Origin of the sequence: Cupriavidus pauculus (genome assembly GCF_008801835.1) — a bacterium.
Classification (GTDB): Bacteria; Pseudomonadota; Gammaproteobacteria; order Burkholderiales; family Burkholderiaceae; genus Cupriavidus; species Cupriavidus pauculus.
On record NZ_VZOW01000007.1, the window covers coordinates 1 to 26,693 of the forward strand.

The 26,693-nt window shown below is 65.5% G+C and carries 24 protein-coding genes; 15 read left to right on the forward strand and 9 right to left on the reverse strand.

The features are described from left to right. Nucleotides 1-144 precede the first annotated feature (144 nt). Nucleotides 145-1,059, forward strand: coding sequence for a LysR substrate-binding domain-containing protein (locus F7R19_RS10090; protein WP_150980453.1), 915 nt, complete (start codon nt 145-147; stop codon nt 1,057-1,059). Between the two features lie 303 nt (nt 1,060-1,362). Here F7R19_RS10090 and F7R19_RS10095 read toward each other — a convergent pair whose 3' ends face one another. The 3 genes from F7R19_RS10095 to F7R19_RS10105 are packed head-to-tail and all read right to left on the reverse strand — an operon-like array spanning nt 1,363 to nt 3,535. Further along, nucleotides 1,363-2,145, reverse strand: coding sequence for a class II aldolase/adducin family protein (locus F7R19_RS10095; RefSeq protein ID WP_150980169.1), 783 nt, complete (start codon nt 2,143-2,145; stop codon nt 1,363-1,365). A 28-nt stretch (nt 2,146-2,173) separates the two neighbouring features. Next, nucleotides 2,174-2,539: a RidA family protein gene (locus F7R19_RS10100; protein ID WP_150980171.1), complete on the reverse strand. Its 366-nt coding sequence runs from the start codon at nt 2,537-2,539 to the stop codon at nt 2,174-2,176. 9 nt (nt 2,540-2,548) lie between these two features. Beyond that, the gene (locus F7R19_RS10105) at nt 2,549-3,535 is read right to left on the reverse strand and encodes an NAD(P)-dependent oxidoreductase (protein ID WP_150980173.1); all 987 of its coding nucleotides are present in this window, start codon (nt 3,533-3,535) and stop codon (nt 2,549-2,551) included. Between the two features lie 209 nt (nt 3,536-3,744). On the opposite strand from F7R19_RS10105, the gene F7R19_RS10110 reads away from it, so the two are divergent. From F7R19_RS10110 to F7R19_RS10120, 3 genes are all read left to right on the forward strand, one after another. Then, nucleotides 3,745-4,749, forward strand: a complete 1,005-nt coding sequence (locus F7R19_RS10110; protein ID WP_223506238.1) for a Bug family tripartite tricarboxylate transporter substrate binding protein — start codon at nt 3,745-3,747, stop codon at nt 4,747-4,749. Between the two features lie 127 nt (nt 4,750-4,876). Continuing rightward, entirely contained in the window at nt 4,877-5,548 is a 672-nt protein-coding gene (locus F7R19_RS10115) for a GntR family transcriptional regulator (RefSeq protein ID WP_223506236.1), read from the forward strand. A 215-nt stretch (nt 5,549-5,763) separates the two neighbouring features. After that, complete coding sequence (locus F7R19_RS10120) at nt 5,764-6,081, forward strand: hypothetical protein (protein WP_150980175.1); 318 nt, start codon at nt 5,764-5,766, stop codon at nt 6,079-6,081. A gap of 26 nt (nt 6,082-6,107) precedes the next feature. Here F7R19_RS10120 and aspT read toward each other — a convergent pair whose 3' ends face one another. Beyond that, a complete protein-coding gene (gene aspT / locus F7R19_RS10125; RefSeq protein WP_150980176.1) occupies nt 6,108-7,805 on the reverse strand; it encodes an aspartate-alanine antiporter in 1,698 nt (565 codons plus the stop codon). Between the two features lie 31 nt (nt 7,806-7,836). Beyond that, nucleotides 7,837-8,598, reverse strand: coding sequence for a hypothetical protein (locus F7R19_RS10130; protein WP_150980177.1), 762 nt, complete (start codon nt 8,596-8,598; stop codon nt 7,837-7,839). Between the two features lie 326 nt (nt 8,599-8,924). Between F7R19_RS10130 and F7R19_RS10135 the strand changes: the two genes are divergently transcribed. Further along, on the forward strand, nt 8,925-9,458 hold the full coding sequence (locus F7R19_RS10135) for a hypothetical protein (protein ID WP_150980179.1): 534 nt from the start codon (nt 8,925-8,927) through the stop codon (nt 9,456-9,458). Between the two features lie 30 nt (nt 9,459-9,488). On the opposite strand, the gene F7R19_RS10140 is transcribed toward F7R19_RS10135, so the two are convergent. The 4 genes from F7R19_RS10140 to F7R19_RS10155 form a co-directional block, all read right to left on the reverse strand. Further along, nucleotides 9,489-9,806, reverse strand: a complete 318-nt coding sequence (locus F7R19_RS10140) for an NIPSNAP family protein (RefSeq protein ID WP_061954408.1) — start codon at nt 9,804-9,806, stop codon at nt 9,489-9,491. Between the two features lie 26 nt (nt 9,807-9,832). Continuing rightward, nucleotides 9,833-10,807, reverse strand: a complete 975-nt coding sequence (locus F7R19_RS10145; RefSeq protein WP_150980181.1) for a Bug family tripartite tricarboxylate transporter substrate binding protein — start codon at nt 10,805-10,807, stop codon at nt 9,833-9,835. A gap of 130 nt (nt 10,808-10,937) precedes the next feature. Beyond that, nucleotides 10,938-11,882, reverse strand: coding sequence for a helix-turn-helix domain-containing protein (locus F7R19_RS10150; protein WP_223506234.1), 945 nt, complete (start codon nt 11,880-11,882; stop codon nt 10,938-10,940). Nucleotides 11,883-12,019: 137 nt separating this feature from the next. Beyond that, nucleotides 12,020-12,970 (reverse strand): LysR family transcriptional regulator, encoded by a 951-nt coding sequence (locus F7R19_RS10155; protein WP_150980183.1) that lies wholly within the window; start codon nt 12,968-12,970, stop codon nt 12,020-12,022. Between the two features lie 93 nt (nt 12,971-13,063). Between F7R19_RS10155 and F7R19_RS10160 the strand changes: the two genes are divergently transcribed. The 10 genes from F7R19_RS10160 to F7R19_RS10205 all read left to right on the forward strand — a co-directional run bounded on the left by F7R19_RS10160 (nt 13,064) and on the right by F7R19_RS10205 (nt 26,584). After that, a complete protein-coding gene (locus F7R19_RS10160; RefSeq protein WP_150980185.1) occupies nt 13,064-14,446 on the forward strand; it encodes a D-serine ammonia-lyase in 1,383 nt (460 codons plus the stop codon). A gap of 55 nt (nt 14,447-14,501) precedes the next feature. Beyond that, nucleotides 14,502-15,482 (forward strand): Bug family tripartite tricarboxylate transporter substrate binding protein, encoded by a 981-nt coding sequence (locus F7R19_RS10165; RefSeq protein WP_061954416.1) that lies wholly within the window; start codon nt 14,502-14,504, stop codon nt 15,480-15,482. Between the two features lie 78 nt (nt 15,483-15,560). Next, a complete protein-coding gene (locus tag F7R19_RS10170; RefSeq protein ID WP_150980463.1) occupies nt 15,561-17,036 on the forward strand; it encodes an amidase in 1,476 nt (491 codons plus the stop codon). A 204-nt stretch (nt 17,037-17,240) separates the two neighbouring features. Next, nucleotides 17,241-18,236 carry a tripartite tricarboxylate transporter substrate binding protein gene (locus tag F7R19_RS10175; protein WP_150980187.1) on the forward strand — a complete coding sequence of 332 codons (996 nt, stop codon included), beginning with the start codon at nt 17,241-17,243 and terminating at the stop codon, nt 18,234-18,236. Between the two features lie 92 nt (nt 18,237-18,328). After that, the gene (locus F7R19_RS10180; RefSeq protein ID WP_150980189.1) at nt 18,329-19,126 is read left to right on the forward strand and encodes an enoyl-CoA hydratase/isomerase family protein; all 798 of its coding nucleotides are present in this window, start codon (nt 18,329-18,331) and stop codon (nt 19,124-19,126) included. A 5-nt stretch (nt 19,127-19,131) separates the two neighbouring features. Continuing rightward, nucleotides 19,132-21,234, forward strand: coding sequence for an acetate--CoA ligase family protein (locus F7R19_RS10185; RefSeq protein ID WP_150980190.1), 2,103 nt, complete (start codon nt 19,132-19,134; stop codon nt 21,232-21,234). Nucleotides 21,235-21,259: 25 nt separating this feature from the next. Continuing rightward, nucleotides 21,260-22,237: an alpha/beta fold hydrolase gene (locus F7R19_RS10190; protein ID WP_223506232.1), complete on the forward strand. Its 978-nt coding sequence runs from the start codon at nt 21,260-21,262 to the stop codon at nt 22,235-22,237. Next, the gene (locus F7R19_RS10195) at nt 22,224-23,030 is read left to right on the forward strand and encodes an IclR family transcriptional regulator (RefSeq protein ID WP_061954484.1); all 807 of its coding nucleotides are present in this window, start codon (nt 22,224-22,226) and stop codon (nt 23,028-23,030) included. Before F7R19_RS10190 ends, F7R19_RS10195 begins: the two co-directional genes overlap by 14 nt. Nucleotides 23,031-23,203: 173 nt before the next feature. After that, nucleotides 23,204-23,758 (forward strand): type 1 glutamine amidotransferase domain-containing protein, encoded by a 555-nt coding sequence (locus F7R19_RS10200; protein ID WP_061954423.1) that lies wholly within the window; start codon nt 23,204-23,206, stop codon nt 23,756-23,758. 318 nt (nt 23,759-24,076) lie between these two features. Then, nucleotides 24,077-26,584, forward strand: a complete 2,508-nt coding sequence (locus F7R19_RS10205) for a sensor domain-containing protein (protein WP_170292582.1) — start codon at nt 24,077-24,079, stop codon at nt 26,582-26,584. The last annotated feature ends 109 nt before the right edge of the window (nt 26,585-26,693 follow it).

Genomic DNA, 26,693 nt, shown 5'->3' on the forward strand with positions numbered 1-26,693 from the left:
TCCACCGCGATAGATCGCCACGTCCATCAGCGTTGCCCGACGGCACGCAACATTGGTGATGGACGGTGCCGCAGCCGACCATCAATTACCGTGCTCGCGCATCCATCGAATCTCGTGCTCACGCACAACACCTCTGACAAATTAATGGCTCGTTCAACCCCTTCCTTGAATGCCCTGCGGGCCTTCGAAGCTGCGGCGCGGCTGCGAAGCATGAGCGCGGCAGCTAACGAGCTTTCTGTCACACACGGCGCGATCAGCCGCCACATTCGTGCGCTTGAAGAAACCCTCGGCGTTACGCTACTGACACGCGGGCCTTTGTCAACAGACCCTACTCCGGATGGTCTGCGACTCGCGGAAGGGCTGGCGGCCGCTTTCACCGCGATCGATACCGCGATAGAGCAGGTAAAGCCGGGCCCCCTCACGCTCTCGTGCTCTGCGTCGATCATGATGTACTGGCTGATTCCCCGAATTGCTGACTTTCACCGCCAGCACCCAGGAGTACAGCTCCAATTCAATATGAATTACGGCCAATTCGACGCGGTAAGGGACCGCATTGGTATCGCAATTCGTAATACGATGGTCGAACCGCCCCCGGACGTTGTGGTGAAGGAGTTGGGTCGGGCTGAACGTATTGGTCTTGTTTGCTCGCCGGAGTATTTGCGTGATACGGGGATCAAACGTTTCGCAGATGTCGCCGCGGCCCACCGGCTGGCGCCGGCGACACGTCCGAACGCATGGAACGAATGGGCTGCTGCGGTTGAATACGAAGGCGCAACGCTAACTACCCATGACTCGTATGACCATTTCTACCTGATGATCCAAGCGGCGATCTGCGGACTTGGAATTGCTCCTGTGCCTCAGATGCTTGTGTTGGACGACTTGCGCTCGGGTAAACTCGTCGCTCCATTCGGATTCGTCGATGGGCCCCACAAGCTGGTGCTCTGGCTCGCGCCCCACGTGCGCGATCGTGCCGACACACTTGCCCTGCGCACATGGCTTGCTGATCAACTCGCGCGCACGCACGACGAAGGCGAAGTGCTAGGGCCACCGCACTCTTAGTACGCCCGCCCAGTGCGGGCGTTGTCGTTTCTGGACTACGCGTCAGGCTGCATGATGTCGCTGATGGCATGCTCGCCCTGGAGGTCGAAGCGCACGAACTGCCGGGTGCCGTCCGGGAAGCGCTTCTCGACGGCCCCCTTGGGCGTGTCCGGCGTCGAGACGTGCCGCCGTTCGTTGCCGTCTGGCAGTCAGTTGAGGGAGGGGGGCGCGTCCATAAAAATGGCAATGGCCGAGCCTACCCGATGCGCCATGGCATACGCCTGCATTCGGTCCGAAACCGCCCGCGCCCCACCCAGCGCCTGTTCAACAGCGATACTCTCCGCCGTCCCGATCGAGCAGTCGAAGCAATGCCGTCCATTCCCGGTCCAGGTGGACGGTATCCAGACATGCGTAGTCGTCGTGCTGCTTGGCCGCGTGCTCGCAGACTTCGGGCGAGGGCAGGGTCACCTTTTGGCCCATCGATAATGTCTGCACCTGGATTTCGCATGCGCGGTTCAGATAGAACATGCGGGTGAAGGCCTCGGCGACCGAGCGTCCTGTCGTGAGCAGACCGTGGTTGCGCAGAATCAGGTAATTGGCATCCTTCATCGACCTCACGATGCGCGAGCGTTCGTCGAGGTCCAGCGAAATGCCTTCGTAGTCGTGATAATTCACGCGGTTATAAAACTGCATGCTGATCTGGTTCAGCGGCAGCAATCCGCATTCCAGCGCTGCCACTGCCATGCCCGCGTCGGTGTGCAAATGCACCACGCATTCAACGTCATGCCGGCTCTGGTGCAGCGCGCTGTGAATCGTAAAGCCCGCGGCGTTGACCTCGAAGCGATCATCGCCGATGGGGCGGCCTTCGGTATCGATCTTCACCAGGCACGAGGCCGTGATTTCGTCGAAGAACCAGCCGTGGGGATTGATCAGGAACTGGTCCGTGGTGCCCGGCACGCGCACGGAGATGTGCGTGTAGATCAGGTCCGTCAGCTGGAACTTCGCGGCGAGCCGGTATGCGGCGGCGAGTTGCACGCGGACGGCCCATTCTTCGGCGCCGATATTGCGCGGCTTGCGGTTGCGATGGGGATCGGTCGTGGAAATCATGATCGGGGATGTCTCGGAAGTTTCGAAGTCAGGGAAGCAGCGCCGAGATAACGACTTCGACGCGGTAGGCCGGATCGGCCAGTTCCACTTTGCCGCAGCAGCGCGTTGGCGTTTCGCCCGGCGCGACCCAGGCGTCCCACACTGCGTTGAAGCCGTCGAAATCGGCCATGTCGGCCAGCCAGATTTGCGCCGTCAGCGCGCGACGCTTGTCGGTGCCGGCCTCGGCCAGCAGCGCGTCCACCTTTGCCAGGGCTTCGCGCGCCTGTTGGGCGATATCGCCGGATTTGTCATCGGCCACTTGTCCTGCCAGAAACACCATACCGTTCGCGATCACGGCACGGCTGCGGCGGTGGTTTTGATCGAGTCGCACGATCGGAGCGTGAGTCGCGGTCATATCGGCGCCTTAGTTGTGCTCGGTGACGATGCGGCGGCAGTGGTTCAGCGCGGCATCGATGAGATTGTTGTTGGCCTCGGGCGTGCGGAAAGCCGAATGGGCCGACAGCGTGACGTTCGGCAGCGTGGTCAACACATGACCGGCGGGCATCGGCTCCACGGTGAACACGTCAAGGCCCGCATGCGCGATCTTGCCGCTGCGCAATGCGGCGATCATCGCGTCTTCGTCGACCAGCGCGCCACGCGCGGTATTGACCAGGATTGACCCGTCACGCATCGATGCAATGCGCTCGGCCGAGATCAGGCCGCGGGTTTCGTCCGTGAGCAGCAGATGCAGCGACACCACGTCGCTTTGCGCCAGCAGGCTATCGAGTTCGACAAACTCGACGTTTGCATGCGACTTTGGCGAGCGGTTCCACGCAATCACGCGCATCCCGATGCCGTGTGCCAGCCGCGCCAGTTCCTGGGCGATCCCGCCGAAGCCAACCAGACCCAGCGTCTTGCCGGTGAGCTGCACCGCGTCGGAGCGCAGCCAATTGCCCGCCCGCATCTCGCGATCCATGCGCGCGAAGTTGCGCGCTGCCGCCCACATCAGCGCAAACGCGCATTCGGCGACGGCGGTGTCCCCGTAGCCCTTGATCGTGTGGACCGTGATGCCGAGTGCGGCCAGCTCCTCGGGATTCATGTAGCTGCGCGCGCCGGTGCCAAGGAACACCACGTGCCGCAGTCCCTGGCACTGGCGTGCGATGTCGGTGGGCAGGTGGGTGTGGTCGATGATCGCAATCGGCGCCCCGGCCAGCACGGCGGGCAATTCCTCCGGCCGGATATCGGGCTGGCGGTTGATCTGCAGCGGCAGGTCGTCGGCGCGGTGCAGACGCAAAGACACTTCGGACAGTGTGGGATTGGCATCGACGAAAACCGCCCGCCATGCACCACGGCTGGACGTCTGGTTTTCGGCGGCAGGGCGGTCCGCCAGCGCGGAAATGCTAGAAGTCATTGTTTTTTCTCTGCAATAAGAGGGATGGCGCGATTATGGTGCCGATGAACCAAAACAGGGATGCTGTTGGTCGCAAGCGGTGAACGCAGCATAGCGCTTTACAGAATACAGATCAATAATTAAAGTCTGTATACAGGACGGAGTGCAGATGCGGCCAGCCTGCCCTTGCACTCACGCCGGCCCTTGAACCCTGCCTTGGAGCGCCCCCTATGTCGATGCGCAAGCTGTCCTCTCTCGCCGCCACCGTGCTGGCTTCTGCGGTTTTCGTGATGTCTGGCAGCACGCTGGCCCAAGACGCGAAGTCGTGGCCAAGCAACACCATTTCGATCGTCAGCGGCTTCCCCGGCGGGGCCGCGACCGACCTGTACGCCCGCAAGCTGGGGGTCGAGTTGAATAAGGAATTCGGCGTGCCGATTATCTCGGATAATCGACCGGGCGCGGGCGGCAATATCGCATCGAGTCTGGTGGCGCAAGCCAAGCCCGATGGTTATACCTTCCTGCTTGGCACGGCCGGAACGCATGCAATTAATCCGGCGCTATATTCGAAACTGCAGTTCGATGTGGTAAAAGATTTTTCGCGCATCGCCCTGCTGGGGACGCTGCCCAATATCCTGCTGATCAACCCCGAGAAGCATCCGGAAATCAAGACCTGTCAGGACCTGATCGCCGCCGCCCGCAAGGCGCCGGGCAAGCTCAACTACGCTTCCACTGGCAACGGCGCGTCCGGCCATCTGGCCGGCGCCCAGTTCGCCGCGGCATCGAAGACCAGCTATGTGCATATTCCGTACAAGGGGCAGGGTCCGGCCATGACGGCGCTGCTGTCCGGCGAAGTGGACTTCTTCTTCAACCAGAGTTCTCCCAGCCTTGGCGCGATCCAGTCCGGCAAAGTCCGCGCCCTGGCGGTGACATCCGCGCAGCGCGTCACCGTGCTGCCGGATGTGCCGACCGCGGCGGAAGCCTGCAACCTGCCGGGCTTCCAGAGCACTACGTGGTACGGCCTGTTCGGCCCCGCCGATCTGCCGGCTGACATTCAGAATCGCATGTCGAAGGCCGTGCTGAAGGCCATTCATACCGACAGCTTCGAGCAATGGCTGGTCAGCCAGGCCATTCAGCCGATCAAGGACGGCAGTCCCGAAGCGTTCCGGCGCACGCAGCTGGCCGATATGAAAACCTGGGCGCAGATCGTCAAGGATTCCGGCGCACACGTCGACTGAGTGCCAGCGTGCGACACTGATTGCCGGTCTTGTATACACCGCCGTCTACAGTGCCGAATTCAGGTATATTTCGGCGGTCGCCATATTCCGGCGACCGCCGATTTACCCGAGATAAGGATTTAATACCGTGGCAGCCGCAGTAACGGACAGCGTGGTCGAGCAGGTCTACGACAAGCTCAAGCAAATGAGTGTTGGCTATGACTTCAAGCCCGGCGAGCGCCTTAACGAGGGCGTGCTCGCCAGCGCGCTCGGCGTCAGCCGCACGCCCCTGCGCGAAGCGCTGACCCGGCTGACCACCGAAGGGCTGCTGAGATTTTCGCCGGGGAAGGGGTTCTTTTGCCGCGATCTCGATGCGCAGGAGGTCTTCTCACTGTACGAGATGCGCCGGATCGTCGAGACCGAAGCGCTGCGCCTGTCGATCGAACGTGCGAAGGACGCTGACATCGACGCCCTGCTGGCTTTCCTCGAAAGCACGGGCCCGGAGCCCGGCGATCGGAGCGTGGAGGAACTGGTCAGGCTCGACGAAACCTTCCACGAAGGCCTGATGGCGATGTCCGGCAACATGGAGATGCTGCGCGTTCTAAAGAACATCAATGCGCGCATCCGCTTTGTGCGCTGGATCGACATGGAGCGTTGCGACCGGCGCGTCAGCCAGAGCGACCACCGCGACATCCTGCTCGGACTCAAGGCGCGCGATCCGGACCGATGCATTCCCATCCTGAGCAAGCATATCGAACGACGCCACGACCAGATATCGGCGGCGCTCAAGGAAGGTCTGGCCCAGATCTACATGGCCTGACTGTCCGCGCCTATCTGCGATGCGGCGCGGGACGCGGAGGATTCGGTGGCGGCGTAACGCCGGGCACCTCGATGTATGGCGCGATGATAAGCGGGTACTGCGCAGCGCCATTGCCTTGCTGGTCATAAGCGGGCGGCCGCGGCTGCGTTGCATTGACATCGGCATGTGCGGGCGGAGCACTCCGCAATACCGTCGCGTCGCGCTGCGGATCACCGATGCCGCGCTGGGTGCTCAAGACCTGTGGCCGACTTCCGGTTTCCGCTGCGGCATTCGCCACCGAACCGAATGTTGCGATCAGGATGATCGCGGTGAACCTCAGCATTTCAACTCCACGTAGTGGTATCGCGTATGTCGGGTCATCTGCGCTTGCCCGGACGGGCAGCCGCTACGGCTGCAATGGTCATGTCCAGGTTACGCCGATGCGCGTTGGCATGGGGATTCGCGGAACACGCCATCACGGCATTGACGGCAGCCACGCCGAAAACTTTAGGCCTGCGGACAGCCGTCGATCATTTACCGATAGTCGGGCATGACGAGTATCGCGCACGGCATGGCGCGCTCATCCCACGCGGTAGGCAAGCGCAACGATGATCGGCCCCAGTACGGGCAGCATCACGTTGGCGATGGCGTAGGTCACCGTATAGCCCAGCAGCGGCACCGAGCTTTGACTCGCTGCCAGGATGGCGCTGATGGCCGGTGTGCTGACATGCTGGCCGGCGATGGCGCCCACCAGCAGCGGCCCTTCGATCTTCAGGAACTGGTGGCCGATCCACAGCGACAGGCAGGCCGGCACCAGCGAAACCGCCAGCCCGATCAGCGGCAGCATCGCGCCGTGCTCCTTGATCAGGACGATCGCATCGGGCCCGGCGGACAGGCCCACGCAAGCCACGAACACGGCAAGCCCCAAATCCTTCAGCAATTGCACGGCCGCAGGCGGCATGTCGCCGATGCCGGGACGCTTGAAGCTGAGCCAGCCGAACAGCAGACCGCTCAGCAGTGCGCCGCCGCCGCTGCCGAGCGACACGGGAATGCCGCCGACCGTCACGGACAGCGAGCCGATTGCCAGTCCAACCAGGATGCCGATGCACAGGAACACCAGTTCGGTGGCGTCGGTGTGGCGCAGCTCCGTGCCCAGGTTGCTGGCGGCCGTGGCAAGCGCCGGGTCTGTGCCAACCAGCGTCACGCGATCGCCGTTCTGCAGCCGCGTGGCGCGCGTGATGGGCAGGCTCATGCCCGAGCGGACGATCTGCTGGATCCACACCGCGCGCAGCCGCTGCTGTGCGGCCGAGCGACCCAGATCGCCAAGCGTGCGGCCGTTGATGCCGGGCTTGTTGATCACGACGTGGCGCTCATCGAGTTGGAGCACGTCGGCATGCACCGAAGGCGGCAACACCTCCGCGCCGACCAGTTCGCCGGCGCGCACAAGTTTCTCGCGTACGCCGATCAAGGCCAGCACGTCGCCGCGCTCGATCAATTGATCGGCAGCCGGTTCGATCGACTCGTTGCCACGAAACAGTCCCATCACGGTGGTCCGGCCGCCGATGCCGAGCTCCAGCTCGCCGACGGTCAGGCCTGCGGCGCCGTCCACGCGATACGCGCGCCCCACCAGACGCGGCAGCGCGGGCTGGCTGGCCACGTCATCGTCGGACGCCGCCTCCATCCGCTTGGCCAGCTCGTGCGATGCTTCGCGCAGGTTCAGGCGCAACAGCACCGGCGCCAACTGACTGGTGAAGAACACGATGCTGACAAGGCCCACTAGATACGTCAGCGTGTAGGCGGTAGCGATATTCGATTCCAGGCGCGCCGCTTCGGCATCGCTTACGCCAAGGTGCTTTAGCGCTTCGGCAGCGGTGCCGACCACCGCGGATTCGGTCGCCGCGCCGGCCGCCAGCCCGGCTGCCGTGCCGACATCGAAATGCAGGAAGTGAGTGGCGGCAAGCACGATCGACAGCACCGCGACGGCCTCGATCAGCGGCAGCAGCATGAAGCGCAGGCTGGACCGATTGAGGTTGGCAAAGAACTGCGGCCCGCCCGAGTAGCCCATGGCAAAGATGAACAGCGCGAAGGCGACTTCCTTTAACTCGCCGTGCATGTGGCAGCCGGTCTGACCGACCAGCAACGCCACGATCAGCGTGCCGCACACGCCGCCCAGTCCGATCGGCCCGACGCGCAGCTTGCCGATTGCGTAGCCGCCGGCAACCGTGACGAACAGCACGGCCATGGGGATGTCGTTGAAGAACCCGATCGAGCATTGCATGATGGAAAGCTGCCTTTGTATGGCGGTGCGCCTAACGCTGCATCGAAGCGGCCAGGCTCATCAGATTTTGCGGTGCGACGCGGATCAGGCCGCCACGGGGACTGTCGATATCGGAGATCAGCGTCAGCGATAGCGACACGGTGAGCGGAAGAAAGAACAGCACCGCCTTCGAACTATCGGTGCGGCAGCCGTAGCCCTGCATCAGCGTGCTGAGGAAGGCAATGACGACCATGAGCGACCACGCCGAAACCGGGATCCGGTTCAGCCACGCCGCTTCCGCATAGCCTTGGGAATTGATCACGTCATTCATGCCGGACACCACCAGCGCGCCGATCGGCGTTGGCTTTTCGCGCGCCACGTTGCGGGCGAGCAGCCACATCTCGTTTTCGATTTGCGCCGTGGCGGTGGCGATTTCGGCAAGCTGGTCGGCGTCGCGGGTGCGGTAGTAGAGCAGCCGTTGATCCAGGTAGCGCGCCAGCAGCGCCTTGACGCGCGCCGTATCGGGCCCTTCGATCAGGTCGGCGCGCAGGTATTCGGTGCCGATCGAGTTGGCCTCTTCCTCTTCCAGGTTCTTGCGCTGGTCGTAGCGGCCGACCGCCATCGACAACGTGAAGCCGATCAGCAGCGCCAACAGCGTCAGGGTTGCACCCTGCACAAGGTTGAAGTCCTCGCGTGCATCGGCGGCGATCGGCTTGCGGCGCCGCAGCACCAGCGCGCCGAGCGCCGCGGAGGCGGTCAGCAGCACCAGCATGACGAGAAACAGCACCGCAGGATGGCTGATCAGTTGACGCATGGCGATATGGGGGGCGGAAACAGAGTGAATCGTTCTGCTTTCGGAGAAGTGGCGGAAGTGAATCTTTCTTCGGCGGCGATATTAGATATTTCGATATCTGATTGCCTGCCCATCATCGCTGTCAGCGTCTGACAATACGGCGGCTTTGGCGTAGCTCGCGCTTTTCATAAAAAGTGGCAAAAGCGGCGCATTTTCGTGTATCGCGAAAGATCTAATTTCTGGCTGCAGAATCATTCACTTCCGGGATTCCACTGCTGCGAGAACTATGCGAGGCATCGCTGCGCGCCACTGGACGGCGGCGCCATTCCACAGGCAAGGGGAGCTGCATGAGCAATGTGTTTTCCACCATCAAACGCGAATTTATGGAGATGTTGCCGCCGACCATCTTTTTCCTGGTGGCGCTTCATATCGTTGCATTGATTCGCGCGCTGATGGTCCGCAGTGCCGGCATCGAAATCCAGACGTCGGCTTCGATCCTGCTTGCCGCGCTGATTCTGGGTAAAGCGGTATTGATCGCCAATTTGCTGCCGTTCATCAATCGATTTCCGGACAAGCCGCTGATCTGGAATGTCGCGTGGAAAACGCTGATCTACGCACTGGTGGCGCTGCTCGTGCACTACCTTGAAAGGCTGTACGAGTACTGGAAAGAGACGCCGGGCCTGGCGGCAGCCAACCAGAAGCTGCTTCTGGAAATCAACTGGGCCCATTTCTGGGCCATCCAGATCCTGCTGTTGACGCTGATTTTTTCCTATTGCGTCATTGCCGAGCTGGTGCGCGTGATTGGCCGCGAAAAGTTCAAGAGAATGTTTTTCGGACCATTGCCCGAGCGGCTTTCCGCGCCCGTGAGCAGCCGGGACTGAAGCCGGCCGCGTTCCGCTCGGCTACGGCCACTACGGCTGGAAGAACGACACCGGCGTCATCAGCCGGTTTTCCTGGCTGATCAGGTATCCGGCCTCGGCGCTCATGCGCAGATAGTCGGCCCAGGCGGGATCCTTCTGCAGCGCCTGGCGCTTGGCCTCGCGATCCGCCGCGCTGTCGTAGACCCAGATATGGGTATAGCTGTTGACGTTGCCGGTCTCGGTCTGCATGTAGGCCAGCGGCTTGCCCAGATGGCGGCTCTGAACCGCAAAGCCGTGCTCGGCATACAGCGCCAGGTGTTTCTTGATAGTGCCGGGACGGCAGGTGTAGGTTCGTACGTCGTACAGCATGGGTTTTCCTTGGATGATGCGGCGATTCAATCGACGGTGGCGCCGGACTGCTTGACCAGCACGGCCCAGCGCGCGACTTCCTGGTTCACGTATTTCTGAAATGCGGGCTGGTCGTCGCCGATCGGGTCGGCGCCAAGCCCTTTCAGGCGGTCCTTGACGGCGGGATCGGCCACGCTCTGCACGATGGCCTGCGAGAGCTTCTGGATGGCTGCCGGCGGCGTGCCGGCCGGTACGAACAGGCCGAACCACGAACGCGCGGTCATGCCCGGAAACGGCGTCTCGGAAAACGCGGGCACGTCGGGTAGCGCGGCGTGGCGTTTGTTGCCGGTCACCGCCAGCGCCTTGAGCTTGCCGGCCTGCACCTGCGCGAGCACCTCGGGCAGGTTGGCGAACATGACCTGCACCTGGCCGCCCATCACGTCGTTGAGCGCCTGCGCGCCGCCCTTGTAGGCCACGTGCGTCATCTTCGCGCCGGCCAGCGTGCTGAACTGCTCGCCGGCCAGATGCGACGCGGTGCCGGTGCCGCCCGATCCGTAGTTGACGCGGCCGGCGTTGGCCTTCGCATAGGCGGCGAGTTCGCTGGCCGAATTGACGGGCACCGATGGATTGACCACCAGCAGCAATGGCACCGACGCCAGGTTGGACAGGCCGACGAAATCGCGCGTGAGACTGTAGTTGAGCTTCTGGTAGAGCGATGCATTGATGGCGTGGCTCGACGTGGCCATCAGCAGCGTGTAGCCGTCCGGGTCCGATCGCGCCGCCGCAACCGCGCCGATATTGCCGTTGGCGCCGGCCTTGTTTTCCACCACCACCGACTGACCCAGCCGTGCCGACATGGCTTGCGCCACGGTGCGCGCGATCACGTCGGTGGCGCCGCCGGCCGCGAACGGCACGATGACGCGCAAGGGGCGGTCGGGATAGTCGGCCATGGCGTGAAATGTCGTGAAGCCCAATGCGGCGGCCACGGCAAGGCCCCGCAAGCGGGCGATTGCTTTGTGCATGTCTGTCTCCTGTGCCTGTGTTTTTCGCGACGACCGCTGGCGGGCGATCGGCGTCATGCGCAGCACTTTACGCAGGCGCGCGACGCCAGCGTTAGGACAGATCGGACGTTGTGTTGGACTTTTCCGCGCGTCAGTCGAGCGGTCGGCAGTGCTGGCGGCGGAAGTCGCCCGGCGTGAGGCCGGTCTGCTTCTTGAAGAAGCGCGTGAAGTACGCCGGATCCTCGATGTTGAGGCGGAACGCGATCTCGGCGATGCCGGTCTCGGTGTTGCTGAGCCAGCGCTTGGCCTCCAGCACCACGCGCTCCTGCACCACCTGGCTGGCCGTGCGGCCCAGCGTGCGTTTCACCGCGTCGTTGAGCTGGCGTTCGCTCACGCAAAGCGCTTCGGCGTACTGGCCGATGGTGTCGAAGCGCAGGTAGTGCGTTTCCACCAGCATCGTGAAGCGGCGCATCAGCGCCTGCTGCGGCCCCGTGGCGCCGGGCGTCTCGCTGTCCGCGCACAGGCGGCGCAGCCGTGTGAGCAGGATCAGCAGGCTGGCCTGCACCACATCGGCATAGCCGGGCTGCCGGTCGCGCGCCTCGTGTTCCATCTCGCGCAGCAACGGCAGCAAGGCGTCGTGCTGCTGCGGCGTCAGATAGAGCGCGCTGTTCGCGCCGCCGTTGCCGCGCGCAGGATGGTAGAACGGAAAGCGCGCCACGTCTTCGGCGCGCGGGAACATCCGCGCGAAAAAATCGATGCTGAAGTTGAGCACATAGCCGTGCGGCTTGATCGACGACGTCCAGGCATGGACCTGCCCTGGCGATAGAAAGAACACGGAATGGTCGCGCACGTCGAAATGCGCAAAGTCGAGCATGTGCGTGCCGCTTGCGCGCGTCATCCACAGCAGATGGTAGTAGTTGTGCCGATGCAGAAAACCGCGCGGAATGTCGTCACGGTCCTGCAGCCGCACCAGATCGAAATAGAACGCGCCGTCGCTGGCAAACGCCGACGTCTCGAAGATCGGGAACGTATCGGCGGAGACATCGGTGGCCACCACGGCAGCGGCGGCGGAATGGGGACGGGGGGCGTCGGGCACGCGAGGATTCCTTGCGATTCGGGTTCGGATACTAAAAAACCATCGGCATCGTATCGCATCGGCAGACGGCCTATCGCATCCCAAAGCGACTGCATCGCTTCAGGCGGCCGCAGATTCGCTGCGGGCTTACCCACGCATCACGCCGCGCGCAGAATCCGTCGGCGGGCGGCATCGAATGCCGCGCCTTCGGCCACCAGCCAGGCTTCCACTTCGGCAACCTGCGCGGTTTGCCCGTGTGCGCAGACAAAGTGATAGGCAGCCACGCTGGGCGCGTGAATGCCCCACAGGTCCACCAGCCGGCCGGCTTCCAGCTCCTCAAGGATCAGCGCGGAGCGTCCCATCGCCACGCCCTGACCGGCCAGCGCCGCGTTGATCGCCAGTTGGGATAAGTTGAAGCGCTGCCCCTCCGCGGCATCGGGCAAGTCCACGCCCGCATGACGCAGCCAGCCCTGCCATTCCTCGAATTCGCCAGCGCCGTCCCATGGCGTGACGTCATGCAGCAGCATGCTGCCGCGCAGCCCGTCCGGCGACCGCAACTCGGGATGCGCCGCCACATAGGCCGGACTGGCCACCGGGATCAGCCATTCGTCGAGGAAGCGGTCCGCCTTCAGATCGGCATAGCCGCCCGGATCGAAACGCACGGCCGCCTCGGTGCCGTCGCGCATCATGCGCGAGCGGTCCAGCGCGTGGAATTCGCCATAGACACGCAGGCCGATGTCCGGATGCTGGCGAAAGAAGCCGCCCAGCCGCGGCGTCAGCCACACCATCGCGAACGATGGCGAGCACGACAACGCGATCGGCTGCTTGTCTCGCGGGCGGCGCAGTTGCGTGAGCGTGCCTTCGATGGCCTGGAACGATTCGCGCAGTACAAAGCGCAGCCGCTCGCCTTCCGGCGTCAGTACCAGCGCACGCGGCGTGCGCAGGAACAGCGGCCGGTCCAGCCACTGCTCCAGTTGCTTGACCTGCTGGCTGACCGCGCCCTGGGTGACGCACAGTTCCGCGGCGGCCTGGGTGAAGTTGCAATGTCGTGCCGCCGCCTCAAAACAGCGCAGCCAGCCCAATAATGATGCAGAAAGTGTGTTGGCCATTAGTCAGGCTAATGCATGGATCAGTACAAATGGTTTGTCACTGTGGCCCGATGGGACAAGAATGGGATCAACCTTTGCAAACACAGAGTTGCCATGCCAAGCGATGTATCCGTCGAAGTTTCCGGCATTTCCGCCCGCGTCCCGGCATTTACCCCGGCCCTGCGCAGGGCGCTGCAGGCCGGCCGCCCGGTGTTCTGGGCGAATCCCCAGCGTAGCGCGGCACCCCGGATACCAACCGAAGTGGATGGCCGCGTCATTAGTCTAGCTGATGTACGCGCCGCCCAGGCGCGCTTCGAGCGCTTTGCGCCGTTGCTGGCGCGGCTGTTTCCCGAACTGGCCGACAGCGCGGGCCGGATCGAATCGCCGCTGCTGGCGGCGCCGGCCATGCAACAGGCGCTGAACCTGCCCACGACCGCCGGCACCCTGTGGATCAAGGCCGATCACAGCCTGCCCGTGGCCGGATCGATCAAGGCGCGCGGCGGTTTCCACGAAGTGCTGGAATTTGCTGAAACACTGGCCATCGAGCATGGATTGGTTGCGCTCGACGGCGACTATGCCTGCCTGGCCGACGCGCCGGCGCGTGAACTGTTCGGCCGCTACCAGGTGGCGGTGGGGTCCACCGGCAATCTCGGGCTGAGCATTGGCGTGATGGCCTCGGCGCTGGGTTTTCGCGCGGCGGTCCATATGTCGTCGGACGCCAAGGCTTGGAAGAAGGACCGTCTGCGCTCGCGCGGCGTGCAGGTGGTCGAGCACACTGGCGACTACGCGGCCGCCGTCGCCGCTGGCCGCCGCGAGGCCGACGCCGATCCCTATTGCTATTTCGTCGACGACGAGCGCTCGCTGTCACTGATGCTTGGCTACAGCGCCGCCGCGCTGCATCTGGCCGATCAACTGGCCGCCGCCGGCGTGCAGGTCGATGCGCAGCACCCGCTGTTCGTCTACCTGCCGTGCGGCGTGGGCGGCGCGCCGGCCGGTATCGCGTTTGGCTTGCGCCAGCTCTACGGTCCGCATGTCCACGCATTCTTCGCCGAGCCGACGCAATCGCCTTGTTTCCTGGTGGAAATGCTTTCGCCGGGCGCGTCGGTCTATGACATCGGCCTGACCAATCGCACCGAGGCCGACGGACTGGCCGTGCCGCAGGCGTCGGAACTGGCCGCGCAGGCCATGCGTGCGCTGCTGGGCGGTGTCTACACGGTGGCCGACGACACGCTGTTCGTCGACCTGCATCGCGTGCGCGACACCGAAAACCTGCGCATCGAGCCATCGGCAGCGGCAGGTTTCAGCGGCCCCGGCATGCTGACCGGCACCGATGAGGGTCGCGCGTATTTGCAGCAGCACAAGCTGGACGGCGCGATGTCCGGCGCCACCCATCTGGTCTGGACCACGGGCGGCCTGTTCGTCCCCGCCGAGGAATATGCGCGCTTTGCCGAACGCGGCGCGGCGCTGGCAGCGGCGCAGGCCGCCCCGTCGGAATAGCCGACATAGTCGGCCCATCCCACCCCTTTCGATAACACCGTTGCGGAGCTTCACCATGAACCGATCGAATCTTCAAATCGTGCATGCCGTCGTGGCCGGCTGTCTGGCCGCTGGCGCTTCGCTGGCGTTGGCGCAAGGCTATCCCGCCAAGCCGGTCCAGCTTGTCATTCCGTTCCCGCCCGGCGGCGCCACCGATGTGATCGGGCGTCTGATCGGCAAGAAGCTCGGCGACAAGCTTGGCCAGACGGTCGTGATCGACAACCGGCCCGGCGCCGGGACCATCGTCGGCGCCAGCTACGTGGCCAAGGCCGCGCCCGATGGCTACACGCTGCTGGCCAGCTCGGGCACCACGTTCACGGTGAACCCGGCCATCCACAGCAAGTTGCCCTACGACCCGGTCAAGAGTTTCGAGCCGATCGGCTTTACCGGCCGCACGGGCCTGATCCTGCTGGCCAACAAGGACCAGCCGATCGGCACGCTCAAGCAGCTGGTCGCCGCCGCCAAGGCGCAGCCGGGCAAGTATTCGTATGGATCGTTCGGCACCGGCACGACCGCGCAGTTCGCTGGCGAGATGCTGTTCAACCTGGCCGGCGTGAAGCTGCTGCATGTGCCGTACAAGGGCAGTGCCCCGGCCATGACCGACCTGATCGGCGGGCAGATTCCGTTTTCGGTCGATACGGTGGCCGCGGCGATTCCGCAGGTGAAGGCTGGCAAGGTCAAGGCCATCGCCGTGACCACCGCCAAGCGCTCCGCGCTGCTGCCCGACGTGCCGACCGCAGCAGAAGCCGGCTATCCGGGCATCGACGCCGACACCTGGCTGGCGCTGGTGGCGCCGCGCGGCCTGCCCGCGGACGTAAAGCAAAAACTGGAGAAAGCCCTGGCCGAAGTGATGGCCGACCCCGATACGCACCAGCAACTGACCAAGGCCGGCTTCGAGCCCTTCGCGGGCAACGGCGCAGCCGTGGCGGCGCAGATCAACAAGGAGCTGCCGCTGATGCGCGCAACCGCGCAGCGTGCCAACATTACGGCCGAATAACGGCCGGCCATCACGGAGACAGCAGTGAACGATTCTCAGAAGACGCTGGTGGCGCGCTCCGCCACCGAATTGCGGCGCATGATCGGCAGCAAGGAGATCTCGCCGGTGGAATTGCTGGACGCCTGCATCGCACAGATCGAGCGCGTGAACCCGCTGCTCAACGCGGTGACGGCAACCTGCTTTGACCGCGCGCGTGACGAGGCGCGCGCCGCCGAGCGCGCCGTGCTCGACGGGCGGCCGCTGGGTTTGCTGCACGGCCTGCCGCTCGGCGTAAAGGACCTGGAAGCCACGGCCGGGCTGTTGACCACCTACGGGTCGCCGCTGTTCCGCGATAACGTGCCGGCCGAAGACAACGTGCTGGTGGCGCGGCTGCGTGCGGCCGGCGCCGTGGTGGCGGGCAAGACCAACATCCCGGAAATGGGCGCCGGTGCCAATTCGCGCAACGACGTCTGGGGCGCCACGGGCAACCCGTTCAATCCCAACCTCAACGCCGGCGGATCGTCGGGCGGTTCTGCCGCGGCGCTGGCGGCTGATTTGCTGCCAGTGTGCACCGGCTCGGATACGGGCGGATCGCTGCGGATTCCCGCCGCCAAGTGCGGCGTGGTCGGTTTTCGTCCATCGCCGGGCGTGGTGCCAAGTTCGCGCAAGCTGCTGGGCTGGACGCCGATCTCGGTGGTCGGCCCGATGGGCCGCACCGTGGCCGATGCGTGCCTGCAACTGGCGGCGTCAGCGGGCGTGTCCGCAGGCGATCCGCTGACCTATCCGCTCGATGCGATGTCGTTCGTCACGCCGATGCCGGTCGATCTGGGCAGCCTGCGCGTGGCTTATTCCGAGGACTTCGGCTGCTGCGATGTCGACGACGATATCCGCCGCACGTTCCGCGAAAAGATCGCCGCGATGCGCCATCTGTTCCGCAGCTGCGATGCGATCGACGTGGACCTGGGCGACGCGCACCGCTGCTTCGACGTACTGCGCGCCGAGAGCTTCGTCGCCGGCATGCGCGACGCCTACGAGCGCGATCCTGCCAGCCTGGGGCCCAACACGCGCGCCAACTTCGAGATGGGCGCGCGCATGTCGCTGCTCGACAGCGCGTGGGCGCAGGCCGAGCAGACGCGCATCCTGCAGCGCTTCCAGCAGCTGTATCGCGATTACGACGTGATCCTGTCGCCGACCACGCCGGTGTCGCCATTCCCGTGGACATCGCTTTACGCGGAATCGATCAACGGCGTGCGGCAGGAAAATTATTACCGCTGGCTGTCGCTGACCTACGTGGTGACGCTGACCACGCATCCGGCGTTGTCGCTGCCGTGCGGACGCGATCATGCGGGCATGCCGTTCGGCCTGCAGATCGTCGGCGGCTTCCGCAAGGATCACGAAACGCTGGGCGTGTCCCATGCGATGGAGCAGGCGTTCGCGGCCATTCCATCGTTGCGCCGCCCGCTGCCGGATCTCGACGCACTGAAACCGGCCGAGCCGGCGCTGACGTCGATCGTCACCGCACCGCCCGTGCTTGACGCCAAGGTGAAAGCGGGCAGGGCAGCGTCGGCAGTCTAGCCGCATCGCGCGGGCATGCCGGCCGGACATATCCCGTCGCAAGCCCGCTGTTCCCGCCCGCTCCCGCACGGAAGCGGGCCGCAGCGCGACCCGCCGCAAATCGCGGCGGGCCATTTCAATTCCATTGCATGGAATTACGCGGCTGCGTCGCGGTCCCCATCGGCCTAACCTCCTGTCATACCAAAACACAGACAGGAGACTGCCTTGGCAACCGTTGCATGGCATGCCGCGCGCCGACTGGCCGCGCTGGCGCTTCCGCTGGCCTTGCTGACCGGCCTTGCGGCCTCGGCGCAGGCCGCGTTCCCCGACAAACCGATCCGCATCGTCGTGCCATTCTCGCCGGGAGGCGGCACGGACCTGATTGCGCGCGCCCTGGGTATCGCCATGGCGCAGGACCTTGGCCAGCCCGTGGTGATCGACAACAAGCCCGGCGGCGGCACCATCATCGGCACGGACAACGTGGCCAAGAGCGCGCCAGATGGCTACACGCTGGTGATGGCCACGTTCGCGCACGCGGTCAATCCCAGCCTGCAGCCCAAGCTGCCCTTTGACACCGAGCGCGCCTTCACGCCCGTGATGCTGGTGGGCCGATCGCCCAACGTGCTGGTGGTGCGCGCTGACAGCCCGTACAAATCCGTGCGCGATGTGATCGCGGCCGCCAAGGCCAGGCCGGGGCGCATCTCGTTTGCGTCGCAGGGGCCGGGCACGTCGGCGCATCTGGCCGGTGAACTGTTCAAAAGCCTGGCTGGCGTCGACCTCAACCACATCCCGTACAAGGGCGCCGGTCCCGCGATCACCGATCTGCTGGGCGGCCAGGTGGACATGATGTTCGCCACGGCGTCGGCCGTCGCCAATTTGCTGGAATCGGGCAAGTTGCGCGCACTGGGCGTGACCACTGCGCAGCGCTCCACCAGCGCCGATCTGGCCCGCGTGCCGACGATTGCCGAAGCCGGCGTGCCGGGCTACGTGGCCGAGAGCTGGTACGGGCTGTTCGCGCCCGCCGGAACGCCCGCGCCGGTAGTGGCGCGCCTGAACGCCGCCGCACGCAAGGCCGTTACCGCCGAGGCCTTCCGCAAGCGCGCCGAAGCGGAAGGTCTGCTCGTCACCCCGGGCACGCCCGAAGAGCTCGGCCGCTACGTGCGCGGCGAGCAGGCGCGCTGGGCCAAGGTCGTCAAGGACGCCCACATCAGCGCCAACTGATCGCTACTGATCGCCACTGGTCGATCGCGCGCATTCGTGCATGGATCGACCACGGCACCGATTCCGATCCATCCCAACACCACGCAATCATCATGAACGAATACACCCTTATCCAGCTGGCGCAGCGCGACGGCATCGCCGTGCTGACGCTCAATCGCCCGGACAAGCGCAACGCCATCAGCGACGACATGCGCACCGAACTGATCGATGCACTGCAACGCGTCGCGGCCGACCGCAGCGTGCGCGCACTGGTGCTGACCGGCAGCGGCAAGGGCTTCTGCGCGGGCGGCGACGTTGCCGGCATGCAGCGACGCATGGACGCGCCGCCGGGCGAGGTCGGCTTCAATGGCTGGACGCGCCAGCAGCGCGTGCATCATTCCGTGGCACTGCTGCACGACATGCCCAAGCCCGTGATCGCCGCCGTCAATGGTGGGGCCAACGGCCTGGGCGCGGATCTGGCCATGGCCTGCGATCTCGTCATCGCCGCGCCCGTGGCCAGCTTTGCGTGGTCGTACATTCATCGCGGCCTGATTCCAGACGGCGGCGGCATGTACTTCCTGCCGCGCCGCGTCGGCCTGGCGCAGGCCAAACAACTGATCTTCAGCGGCCGCAAGGTGGAGGCCGCCGAGGCGCTGCAACTGGGCATCGTCGATCGCCTCAGCGCCTCGGGCGATTCGCTCGTCGATGAGGCCGTGGCTTGGGCGGCCGAGATGGCGCACGGATCGGCAACGGCGCTGGCGCTGGGCAAGTCGATCCTGAACCAGACGTTCGAACTGACGGCCGACCAGGTCTTTGCGCAGGGCAGTCAGGCGCAGGGCATCTGCTACACCAGCAGTGCGCATCGTGAATCGGTCCAGGCCTTCCTGGCCCGCTCCGCCAACAAGGATTGACGATCATGGCCGCACAGTTTTCCGCTGACGCCATCGCCCGGCTGGTCAAGCCGCGCAGCGTGGCCGTGATCGGCGCATCGGCCGATCCCTCCAAGACCGCGGGCCGGCCCGTCGCCTATCTCACGCGCCATGGCTTTACCGGCGAGATCTATCCCGTCAACCCGCGGGTCGATGCGATCGGCGGCATCCGCTGCTATCCCGATATCGGCTCGCTGCCCGCGGTGCCCGATGTCGGCATCGTGCTGCTGGGCGCCGAACGTGCGCATCAGGCGGTGCGTGAACTGGCGGCGCGCGGCACCGGTGCGGCCATCGTGCTGGCCAGCGGCTATACGGAAACTGGCGATGCGGGCGCGCGCCGTCAGGCCGAGCTGGTCGAAGCGGCCGGCGATATGCGGCTGTTGGGACCCAACACGATCGGGCTGGTCAACCTGACCGACAACATTCCGCTGTCGGCCAGCGGTGCGCTCGCCATGGACCATTTTCCGGCGGGCAGCATCGGCGTGGTATCGCAGAGTGGCGGCATCCTCGGCGCGCTGCTGTCGCGCGCGGCGGCGCGCGGCATCGGATTGTCGAAGCTGATTTCCACCAGCAACGAGGCAGATCTGGAGCTGGCAGATTTCATCGATTATCTGGCCGACGACGCTGCCACGCGCGTGATCGCGCTGTATGTGGAAAGCGTGCGCAACGTCGAGCGCTTTCGCGCCGCGGCGCTGAAGGCTGCCGCCGCCGGCAAGCCGGTGGTCGCGTTCAAGATCGGCCGCTCCGAGGCTGGCGCACGCGCGGCGGTGTCGCACACCGGCGCGATGGCCGGCGCGGATCGCATGTATGACGCGCTATTCAGGCAGGTGGGCGTGATCCGCGCACAGACCTTCTCGGACCTGATCGACATTCCCGCCGCGCTGGCCACAGGCCGCGTGCTGCACGGCAAGCGCATTGCGGTGCTGACCTCCACCGGCGGCGCCGGGACGCTGGTGTCGGATAGCCTTGGCGTGTCCGGCTTCGAGACGCCCGCGCCCGACGCTCAGACTGCCGAGCGCCTGCGCGCGCTGCAGAACGGCGATCACGCCGCGCTGGACCGCAATCCGATCGACGTCACGCTGGCCGGACTGCAGCCCGCACTGCTGCGCGGCGCGATACGCACACTGCTGGCGAGCCCCGGCTATGACGCGGTGACGATCATCGTCGGCTCATCGGGACTCGCCATGCCGGACCTGATGGCCGACGCCATCAACGATTGCCTGCCCGAAACCGACAAGCCCGTGCTGGCCTATGTCAGCCCGCACGCACCGCAGGTTGCCGCAGTGCTGAACCAGCGCGGCGTTCCCGCGTTCAGCGCGCCGGAAAGCTGCGCGGTGGCCTTCGCTGCGATGCTGGCGGCCGGCAAGCCGTGCGTGTCGGCGGGCGATGCCGCGCCGTTGCCCACAGAGATTGGCGACCTGCCCAATGGCGCGCTCGACGAGCATGCCGCCAAGCAGTTGTTTGCGCGCTTCGGCGTGCCCGGCGTGCGCGAGACGGTGGTCGAGAACGAAGCGGCAGCCATCGACGCCGCGCGCGTGCTGGGCGACCGCGTGGTGCTGAAAATGCTGTCCGCATCGATCACGCACAAGAGCGACGTCGGCGGCGTGGCCGTCAACATTGCGCCGGAAGACATCGGCGCGCGGCTGGCCGCGATGCGGGACACCGTGCGGCGGCACACGGGCCAGGCGCCGGATCGCTTCCTTGTGCAGGAGATGATCGGCAACGGCGTCGAACTGATCCTCGGCACGCACCGCGATGCGCTGGGGACGGCCATTCTGTTGGGGATGGGCGGCGTCACGGCCGAATTGTTCCAGGACACCGCACTGCGGCTGCTGCCCGAATCGGGCGCGCTGACGCGGGCCGAGGCGCTGTCGATGGTCTGGGAACTGAAGACGTGGCCGCTGCTCGACGGCTATCGCGGACGTCCCAAGGCCGACGTCGATGCGCTGGTCGATGCTATCGTGGCGTTTTCGCAGATGGCGGCCGTTCTGGGGCCGCGTCTGGTGGAGGCCGAGATCAACCCGATCTTCGTGCTGCCCGCGGGCCAGGGGGTGCGTGCGGCGGACGGCGTGGCGGTGCTTGGTCCATGACAGCATGCAAAGGGGAGTGCCCGGGATGACGCAATCAGCGGCCCGCAACACGCGAACGGTCGAAATGCAGGATCGTCAGGATCGTCAGGATCATCGTAGTCATCAGGATCGAGAGGATGCGCTGCACGATGTGCGCGATGCTGCGGCATTCGTGCATGACCTCGCGCAGCAGGCGCGCGTCCACATCACCGATTCGGGCGGCAGCCGCGTGGTGTGGCGTCGCTTCGGCGCCGGGCCGCATGTGCTGCTGGTGCACGGCGGCCATGGCAGTTGGCTGCACTGGGTGCGCAACGTCGCGGCGCTGTCTGCGCGGCACACGGTCTGGGTGCCGGACCTGCCCGGCTTCGGCGCATCCGGAAATCCTGGCGATGGCGCGCTGCAGACGCTGGTCGACACCATCGTGGCCGGGTTTGCGCAATTGCCGGTGGATGGTCCCGTCGACGTGATCGGGTTTTCATTCGGCGGTCTGATCTCGTCGCATCTGGCGCGCGCATTGCCGTCGGTGCGCGCACTGGCGTTGCTGGGCCCGGGCGGCCACGGCGGCGTGCGCCGGCAGACCATCGATCTGCTCGACTGGCGGCGCGCACCCGACGCGGCGGCGCTCGCGGAGACGATGCGTCACAACATCGGCGCGTTCATGATCGCCGATCCGCACAAGATCGACGCCCTGGCCGTGCTGGCCTATACCGAGTCATGCCGGCACACACGCTTCCGCAGCAAGCACATTTCGCGCGCCGGCGGGCTGGCGCAGGCGCTTGACTTGCTCGATGCGCACGATGGGCGTGAACAAGAGCCCATGCCGATTCTGATCGCCTACGGCGAGCACGATGTCACGGCCGATCCCGCCGCGGTGTTGGCGGCGTTCGTGGACGGCCGTCCACACCGGCATGGCGCGATCCTCGCAGGCGCGGGCCATTGGGTCCAGTACGAAGCGCATGACGCAGTGAACGCGCTGCTGTGTGACTGGCTGGCGCGCGACGCGGCAAGCCGTGGACGCCAGTGATGCACAACGCCGGGCGCGCGGTCGCCCGGCAAACGCGCAGGCCAATCGATCGCTCGAACGCGGGCTCGAAATCCTGCGCGCGTTTCGGCCCGGGTCGGAAGTGCTGGGCAACGGCGAACTGGCCGAGCGCACCGGCCTGGCGCGCTCGACGGTCAGCCGCCTGACGCAGAGTCTGGTCGACATGGGATTCCTGCAATACGACGCGGCGTTGCGCGCCTACCGGCTGGGCGTACCGGTGCTGAGCCTGGCGCACGCGATGCGCAGCGGATCGACGGTGCTGCAACAGGCCGCGCCGCTGATGCGCGAACTGGCGCAGCGTGAATATCTCAACGTGGGTTTGGCAATGGCCGACCGCGACGAGATGGTCTATCTCGAATCGATCCGCTATGGCCGCAAGGTGTCGCTGCGCAGCGTGGTGGCGGGGCAGCGCGTGCCCATGGCGCTGACGTCGCTGGGGCGTGCGTGGCTGGCGGTCGCGCCCGAAGTCGAATATGCGGCGCGCATGGCCGACTTCGCGGCGCGCGCGGCGCATTGGCCCGCGCTGCAGCGCGAAATCGAGTCCGCAGTGGCGCACGTGCGCCGACACGGATGGTGCGCGGCCAGTTGGCAGCCCGAGGTGGTCGCCATCTCCACGCCGCTCGCACTGGACCACTATCCGGTGCACGTCCTCAATGTGAGCCTGTCCACCCGCGCCGCCGCCGGCGACGTAGCGCGCGAACTTGCACCCCGGCTGATGCGCCTGGCCAGCGACATCCGCGACGCCGTACAGACTGCGCAGTCCGAGCCGCTGTGATCTTACGGCGACCATTGCCACTAAACGGCACACGGTAAAAATCGCTCCCCATCGTCAGATGTACGCGCGCTTGCTGCATGAAAGAGCTGGCCGCGGCGCTACAGGCGCCACATCAAGTGGGCACGGACGATGCGTCGCTTGCGTCTTTCCGGACTATTTCGAGGACAGCAATCATGGGCGACAAAACACTGGACGGCCTCAACGTGGCCATTCTCGTCACTGACGGATTCGAGCAGTCGGAATTGCAGGAGCCACGCCGTGCGCTCGATGAAGCTGGCGCACACACGCGTGTGGTGGCGCCGAAGGACGGCGAGGTGAAGGGCTGGAAGTTGAAAGACTGGGGCGATACCGTGGCAGTGGATGTCAAGCTGGACGCAGCACGCGCCGAGGATTTCGATGCGCTGCTGCTGCCTGGCGGCGTGATCAACCCGGACTCGCTGCGCATGCAGCCGGCCGCCGTGGCGTTCGTAAAGGCCTTTGCCGAGGCCGGCAAGCCCATCGCGGCGATCTGCCATGGACCGTGGACGCTGATCGACGCAGGCGCCGTGAAGGGCCGCAGGATGACGTCGTGGCCGTCGCTGAAGACTGATCTCTCCAACGCTGGCGCGCAATGGGTCGATCAGGAAGCGGTGGTCGACGGCAATCTTGTAACGAGCCGCAAGCCGGACGATATCCCGGCCTTCAATCGCGCAGCGATCGAATTGTTCGCGCGCGCACGCCGGCAGTGACGCGGCGGCGCGCCGGCGCCCCGCATGTAAATGCCCTGACACCGTTCCCGTGCCTGGCCCTCTTGTGTGTAAGGCGCCCGCGACGGACGGTGGGGAGCAACACGCTATCGACTGTCCGCCCTACAGGCACGCAATTTGCCACCTTCCTCTCCATGCCGCGTGACGCCGGTGTCATGCGCTTCCTCCAACCTCAATTTCCGCCGTGGCATGCCGATAACACAGACTGCCGGGACCCCGCGAGGTGTGCCGTGTAAGCATTACAAAATCGAAATATCAGAACTAGAAAGCCTTGCAATGGTGACAAAGTCGCCAGACCACATGAAAGATCGGAGACAGGAGCGCGCGCCGTTGTCCCGCGCGGCGCTGGAGCAGGTGTTGCGGCAATTCCCCGAACCGCTGCTGGTGAAGAACCGGCGCGGTGTGTGGATGTTCGTGAATCCGGCGATGTGCCGGCTGATGCGGCGGCCGGCCGAAGCGTTGCTCGGCCGCGCCGACGCGGAGCTGTTCAGCGCCGAGCGCGCCGCCGCGTATCGCGCGGTACATGACCGCGTGATCGACGGCGGCGTGCAGGCGGACGAGACCGAGGTGTTCCAGATCGAGGACGGCGACGAACGGATCCTGCGCACCCGCAAGCGCCTGGTCGCGATGCCGGGCGCCGACGAGCCGCTGCTGCTGGTCTGGATCACCGACATTACTGACGCGCATCGCATCGAGCGCGCGCTATCGGAAAGCGAGGCGCACTATCGCTGCGCGGTGGAATTGAGCCCCGAGGTGCCGTGGACGGCCGATGCCGCCGGCCGGGTGTCCGAAGCGGGGCCGCGCTGGTCCGAACTGACCGGCCTGCCCGTCAGCGAGGCGCTTGGCGACGGCTGGGCGCGCTGCGTGCACGCCGATGATCTGCCGCGCGTGCGAGAGACTTGGGCCGATTGCGTCGCCACGCATCGAGCACTGGACGAGGAATACCGCCTGAGGCTGCACGATGGGTCGTACCGCTGGGTCCGCGTGCGGGCCGCGGCGCGCATCGACGACTATGGCAACGTTATCCGCTGGTACGGCACGCTCGAGGACGTGGACGACCGCAAATCGGCCAGCATGGCGAGCGAGGCGCTGGCCGCGCGGTTGTCCGCCGTGCTGGAGAGCACCACCGACAGCGTGGTCCAGCTCGACCATGCATGGCGACTGACCTATTTCAACGGCAATGCCGAGCGGGCGATGGCGGGACGCCAGCCCGCGCTCGGGCGCTCGATCTGGGACATCTTTCCGGAGGAGCGACAGGGCGTGATCGCCGAGCAGTACCTGACCGCGGTGACCACGCGCCAGCCAGTCGTGTTCGAGCACCATGTCCAGGCGCTACAGGCATGGTACGAGGTGCATGCGTATCCGACAGCCGAGGGCCTCTCGGTGTTCTTCCGCGATATTTCGGAACGCAAGCTCGCCGAGCAGCAGTTGCTTGCCAACCAGGCGGCGCTCACGCATATGGCGCGCCACGATCCGCTGACCGGTATTGCCAACCGCCTGCTGTGCCGTGAGCGGATCGGGCACACCATCGCGGCGACGACGCCGGGGTCGCTCTCCGCGCTGCTGTACATCGACCTCGACGGCTTCAAGGGCGTCAACGATACGTTTGGCCATTACGCTGGCGATCTCGTGCTGCAGCAGGTTGCGAGGCGGCTGCTGGAATGCGTGCCTGACGCCGATGCCGTGGCGCGGATCGGCGGCGACGAATTCGTGGTGATCCAGGAGCGCATCGATGGCCGGCATGAGGTGGAAGCGCTCGCGCAGCGCCTGGTCGCGCAACTGTCACGCCCGTTCCAGCTAGACGGCGAGCCCGTGACGCTGGGCGGCAGCATCGGCATCGCGCTGATTCCCGATGACGCTCAAAACGCCGATGATCTGCTGCAGGCCGCCGACATGGCGCTCTATCAGGCCAAGGCCGAAGGACCGGGCACCTGGCGCTTCTTTTCCGCCGACGAGGGGGATCGCACCAAGGTGCGGCTGGAGCGCAAGCGCGCGCTGCATCAGGCGCTGGCGGCCCGCCAGTTGGAGTTGCACTACCAGCCGATCTACGACCTGCGCTCCGGCCAGTTGCGCAGTTTCGAAGCGCTGTTGCGCTGGCGGCATCCGGTGCACGGATTGATATCGCCGGCGGAATTCGTGCCGCTGGCCGAAGAGACCGGCCTGATCGTGCCGATGGGCGAGTGGGCGCTGAACGAGGCGTGCCGCCAACTGGCACGCTGGCCGTCGGGCATCTGCCTGGCCGTGAACCTGTCGCCGCTGCAGTTCCGCGGTCGCGCGCTGCTCGATACCGTGCGCCGCGCTGTCGACGATGCCGGCGTGGAAATCTCGCGGCTGGAACTGGAAATCACCGAATCGGTACTGCTGCGCAACGACCGCGTCAATCTGGAACTGCTGCGCGAGTTGCGCGGCATGGGCGTTCGCATCGCCATGGACGACTTCGGCACCGGTTACTCGTCGCTGAGCTATCTGCGCAGCTTCCAGTTCGACAAGATCAAGCTGGACCGATCGTTCGTGTCGGACCTTGCCACCAGTGCTGAATCGCGCGCCATCCTGCACGCGGTGCGCAGCCTTGGCGCGGCCTTCCGCGTGCGCACCACAGCCGAAGGCATCGAGACGCCAGAGCAACTGGCCGTGGTGCGCGAGGAAGGCTATGACGAAGGGCAGGGCTATCTGCTGGGCGTGCCGCAGTCGCCAGAAGAAGCGTTCGCGCTGGCGCATGGGGCCGCCAACTGCGTCGGCGCGAAGGCATCATGCGGCGGCAACGATCTGATCTGTAAGGTGGAGTGCTGCCCGGGACGCGTGTCGTAACGTCCCGTTCCCGGGGGCGCCGATCTTCTCGTTCCGCTTGAAAATCATTCAACGGCCAGCCCACTTATCAATTCGGCGTCATCGACAGACAATGCGTCCACGGTTTGGC

Coding starts and splice junctions, on each gene's coding strand:
- F7R19_RS10185 (WP_150980190.1), top strand. CDS start 19,132: ATGGCCGCACAGTTTTCCGCTGACGCCATCGCCCGGCTGGTCAAGCCG.
- F7R19_RS10165 (WP_061954416.1), top strand. CDS start 14,502: ATGAACCGATCGAATCTTCAAATCGTGCATGCCGTCGTGGCCGGCTGT.
- F7R19_RS10160 (WP_150980185.1), top strand. CDS start 13,064: ATGCCAAGCGATGTATCCGTCGAAGTTTCCGGCATTTCCGCCCGCGTC.
- F7R19_RS10135 (WP_150980179.1), top strand. CDS start 8,925: ATGAGCAATGTGTTTTCCACCATCAAACGCGAATTTATGGAGATGTTG.
- F7R19_RS10090 (WP_150980453.1), top strand. CDS start 145: ATGGCTCGTTCAACCCCTTCCTTGAATGCCCTGCGGGCCTTCGAAGCT.
- aspT (WP_150980176.1), bottom strand. CDS start 7,805: ATGCAATGCTCGATCGGGTTCTTCAACGACATCCCCATGGCCGTGCTG.
- F7R19_RS10200 (WP_061954423.1), top strand. CDS start 23,204: ATGGGCGACAAAACACTGGACGGCCTCAACGTGGCCATTCTCGTCACT.
- F7R19_RS10180 (WP_150980189.1), top strand. CDS start 18,329: ATGAACGAATACACCCTTATCCAGCTGGCGCAGCGCGACGGCATCGCC.
- F7R19_RS10190 (WP_223506232.1), top strand. CDS start 21,260: ATGACGCAATCAGCGGCCCGCAACACGCGAACGGTCGAAATGCAGGAT.
- F7R19_RS10145 (WP_150980181.1), bottom strand. CDS start 10,807: ATGCACAAAGCAATCGCCCGCTTGCGGGGCCTTGCCGTGGCCGCCGCA.
- F7R19_RS10170 (WP_150980463.1), top strand. CDS start 15,561: ATGATCGGCAGCAAGGAGATCTCGCCGGTGGAATTGCTGGACGCCTGC.
- F7R19_RS10120 (WP_150980175.1), top strand. CDS start 5,764: ATGCCGCGCTGGGTGCTCAAGACCTGTGGCCGACTTCCGGTTTCCGCT.
- F7R19_RS10100 (WP_150980171.1), bottom strand. CDS start 2,539: ATGACCGCGACTCACGCTCCGATCGTGCGACTCGATCAAAACCACCGC.
- F7R19_RS10105 (WP_150980173.1), bottom strand. CDS start 3,535: ATGACTTCTAGCATTTCCGCGCTGGCGGACCGCCCTGCCGCCGAAAAC.
- F7R19_RS10205 (WP_170292582.1), top strand. CDS start 24,077: ATGAAAGATCGGAGACAGGAGCGCGCGCCGTTGTCCCGCGCGGCGCTG.
- F7R19_RS10155 (WP_150980183.1), bottom strand. CDS start 12,970: ATGGCCAACACACTTTCTGCATCATTATTGGGCTGGCTGCGCTGTTTT.
- F7R19_RS10095 (WP_150980169.1), bottom strand. CDS start 2,145: ATGATTTCCACGACCGATCCCCATCGCAACCGCAAGCCGCGCAATATC.
- F7R19_RS10130 (WP_150980177.1), bottom strand. CDS start 8,598: ATGCGTCAACTGATCAGCCATCCTGCGGTGCTGTTTCTCGTCATGCTG.
- F7R19_RS10140 (WP_061954408.1), bottom strand. CDS start 9,806: ATGCTGTACGACGTACGAACCTACACCTGCCGTCCCGGCACTATCAAG.
- F7R19_RS10110 (WP_223506238.1), top strand. CDS start 3,745: ATGTCGATGCGCAAGCTGTCCTCTCTCGCCGCCACCGTGCTGGCTTCT.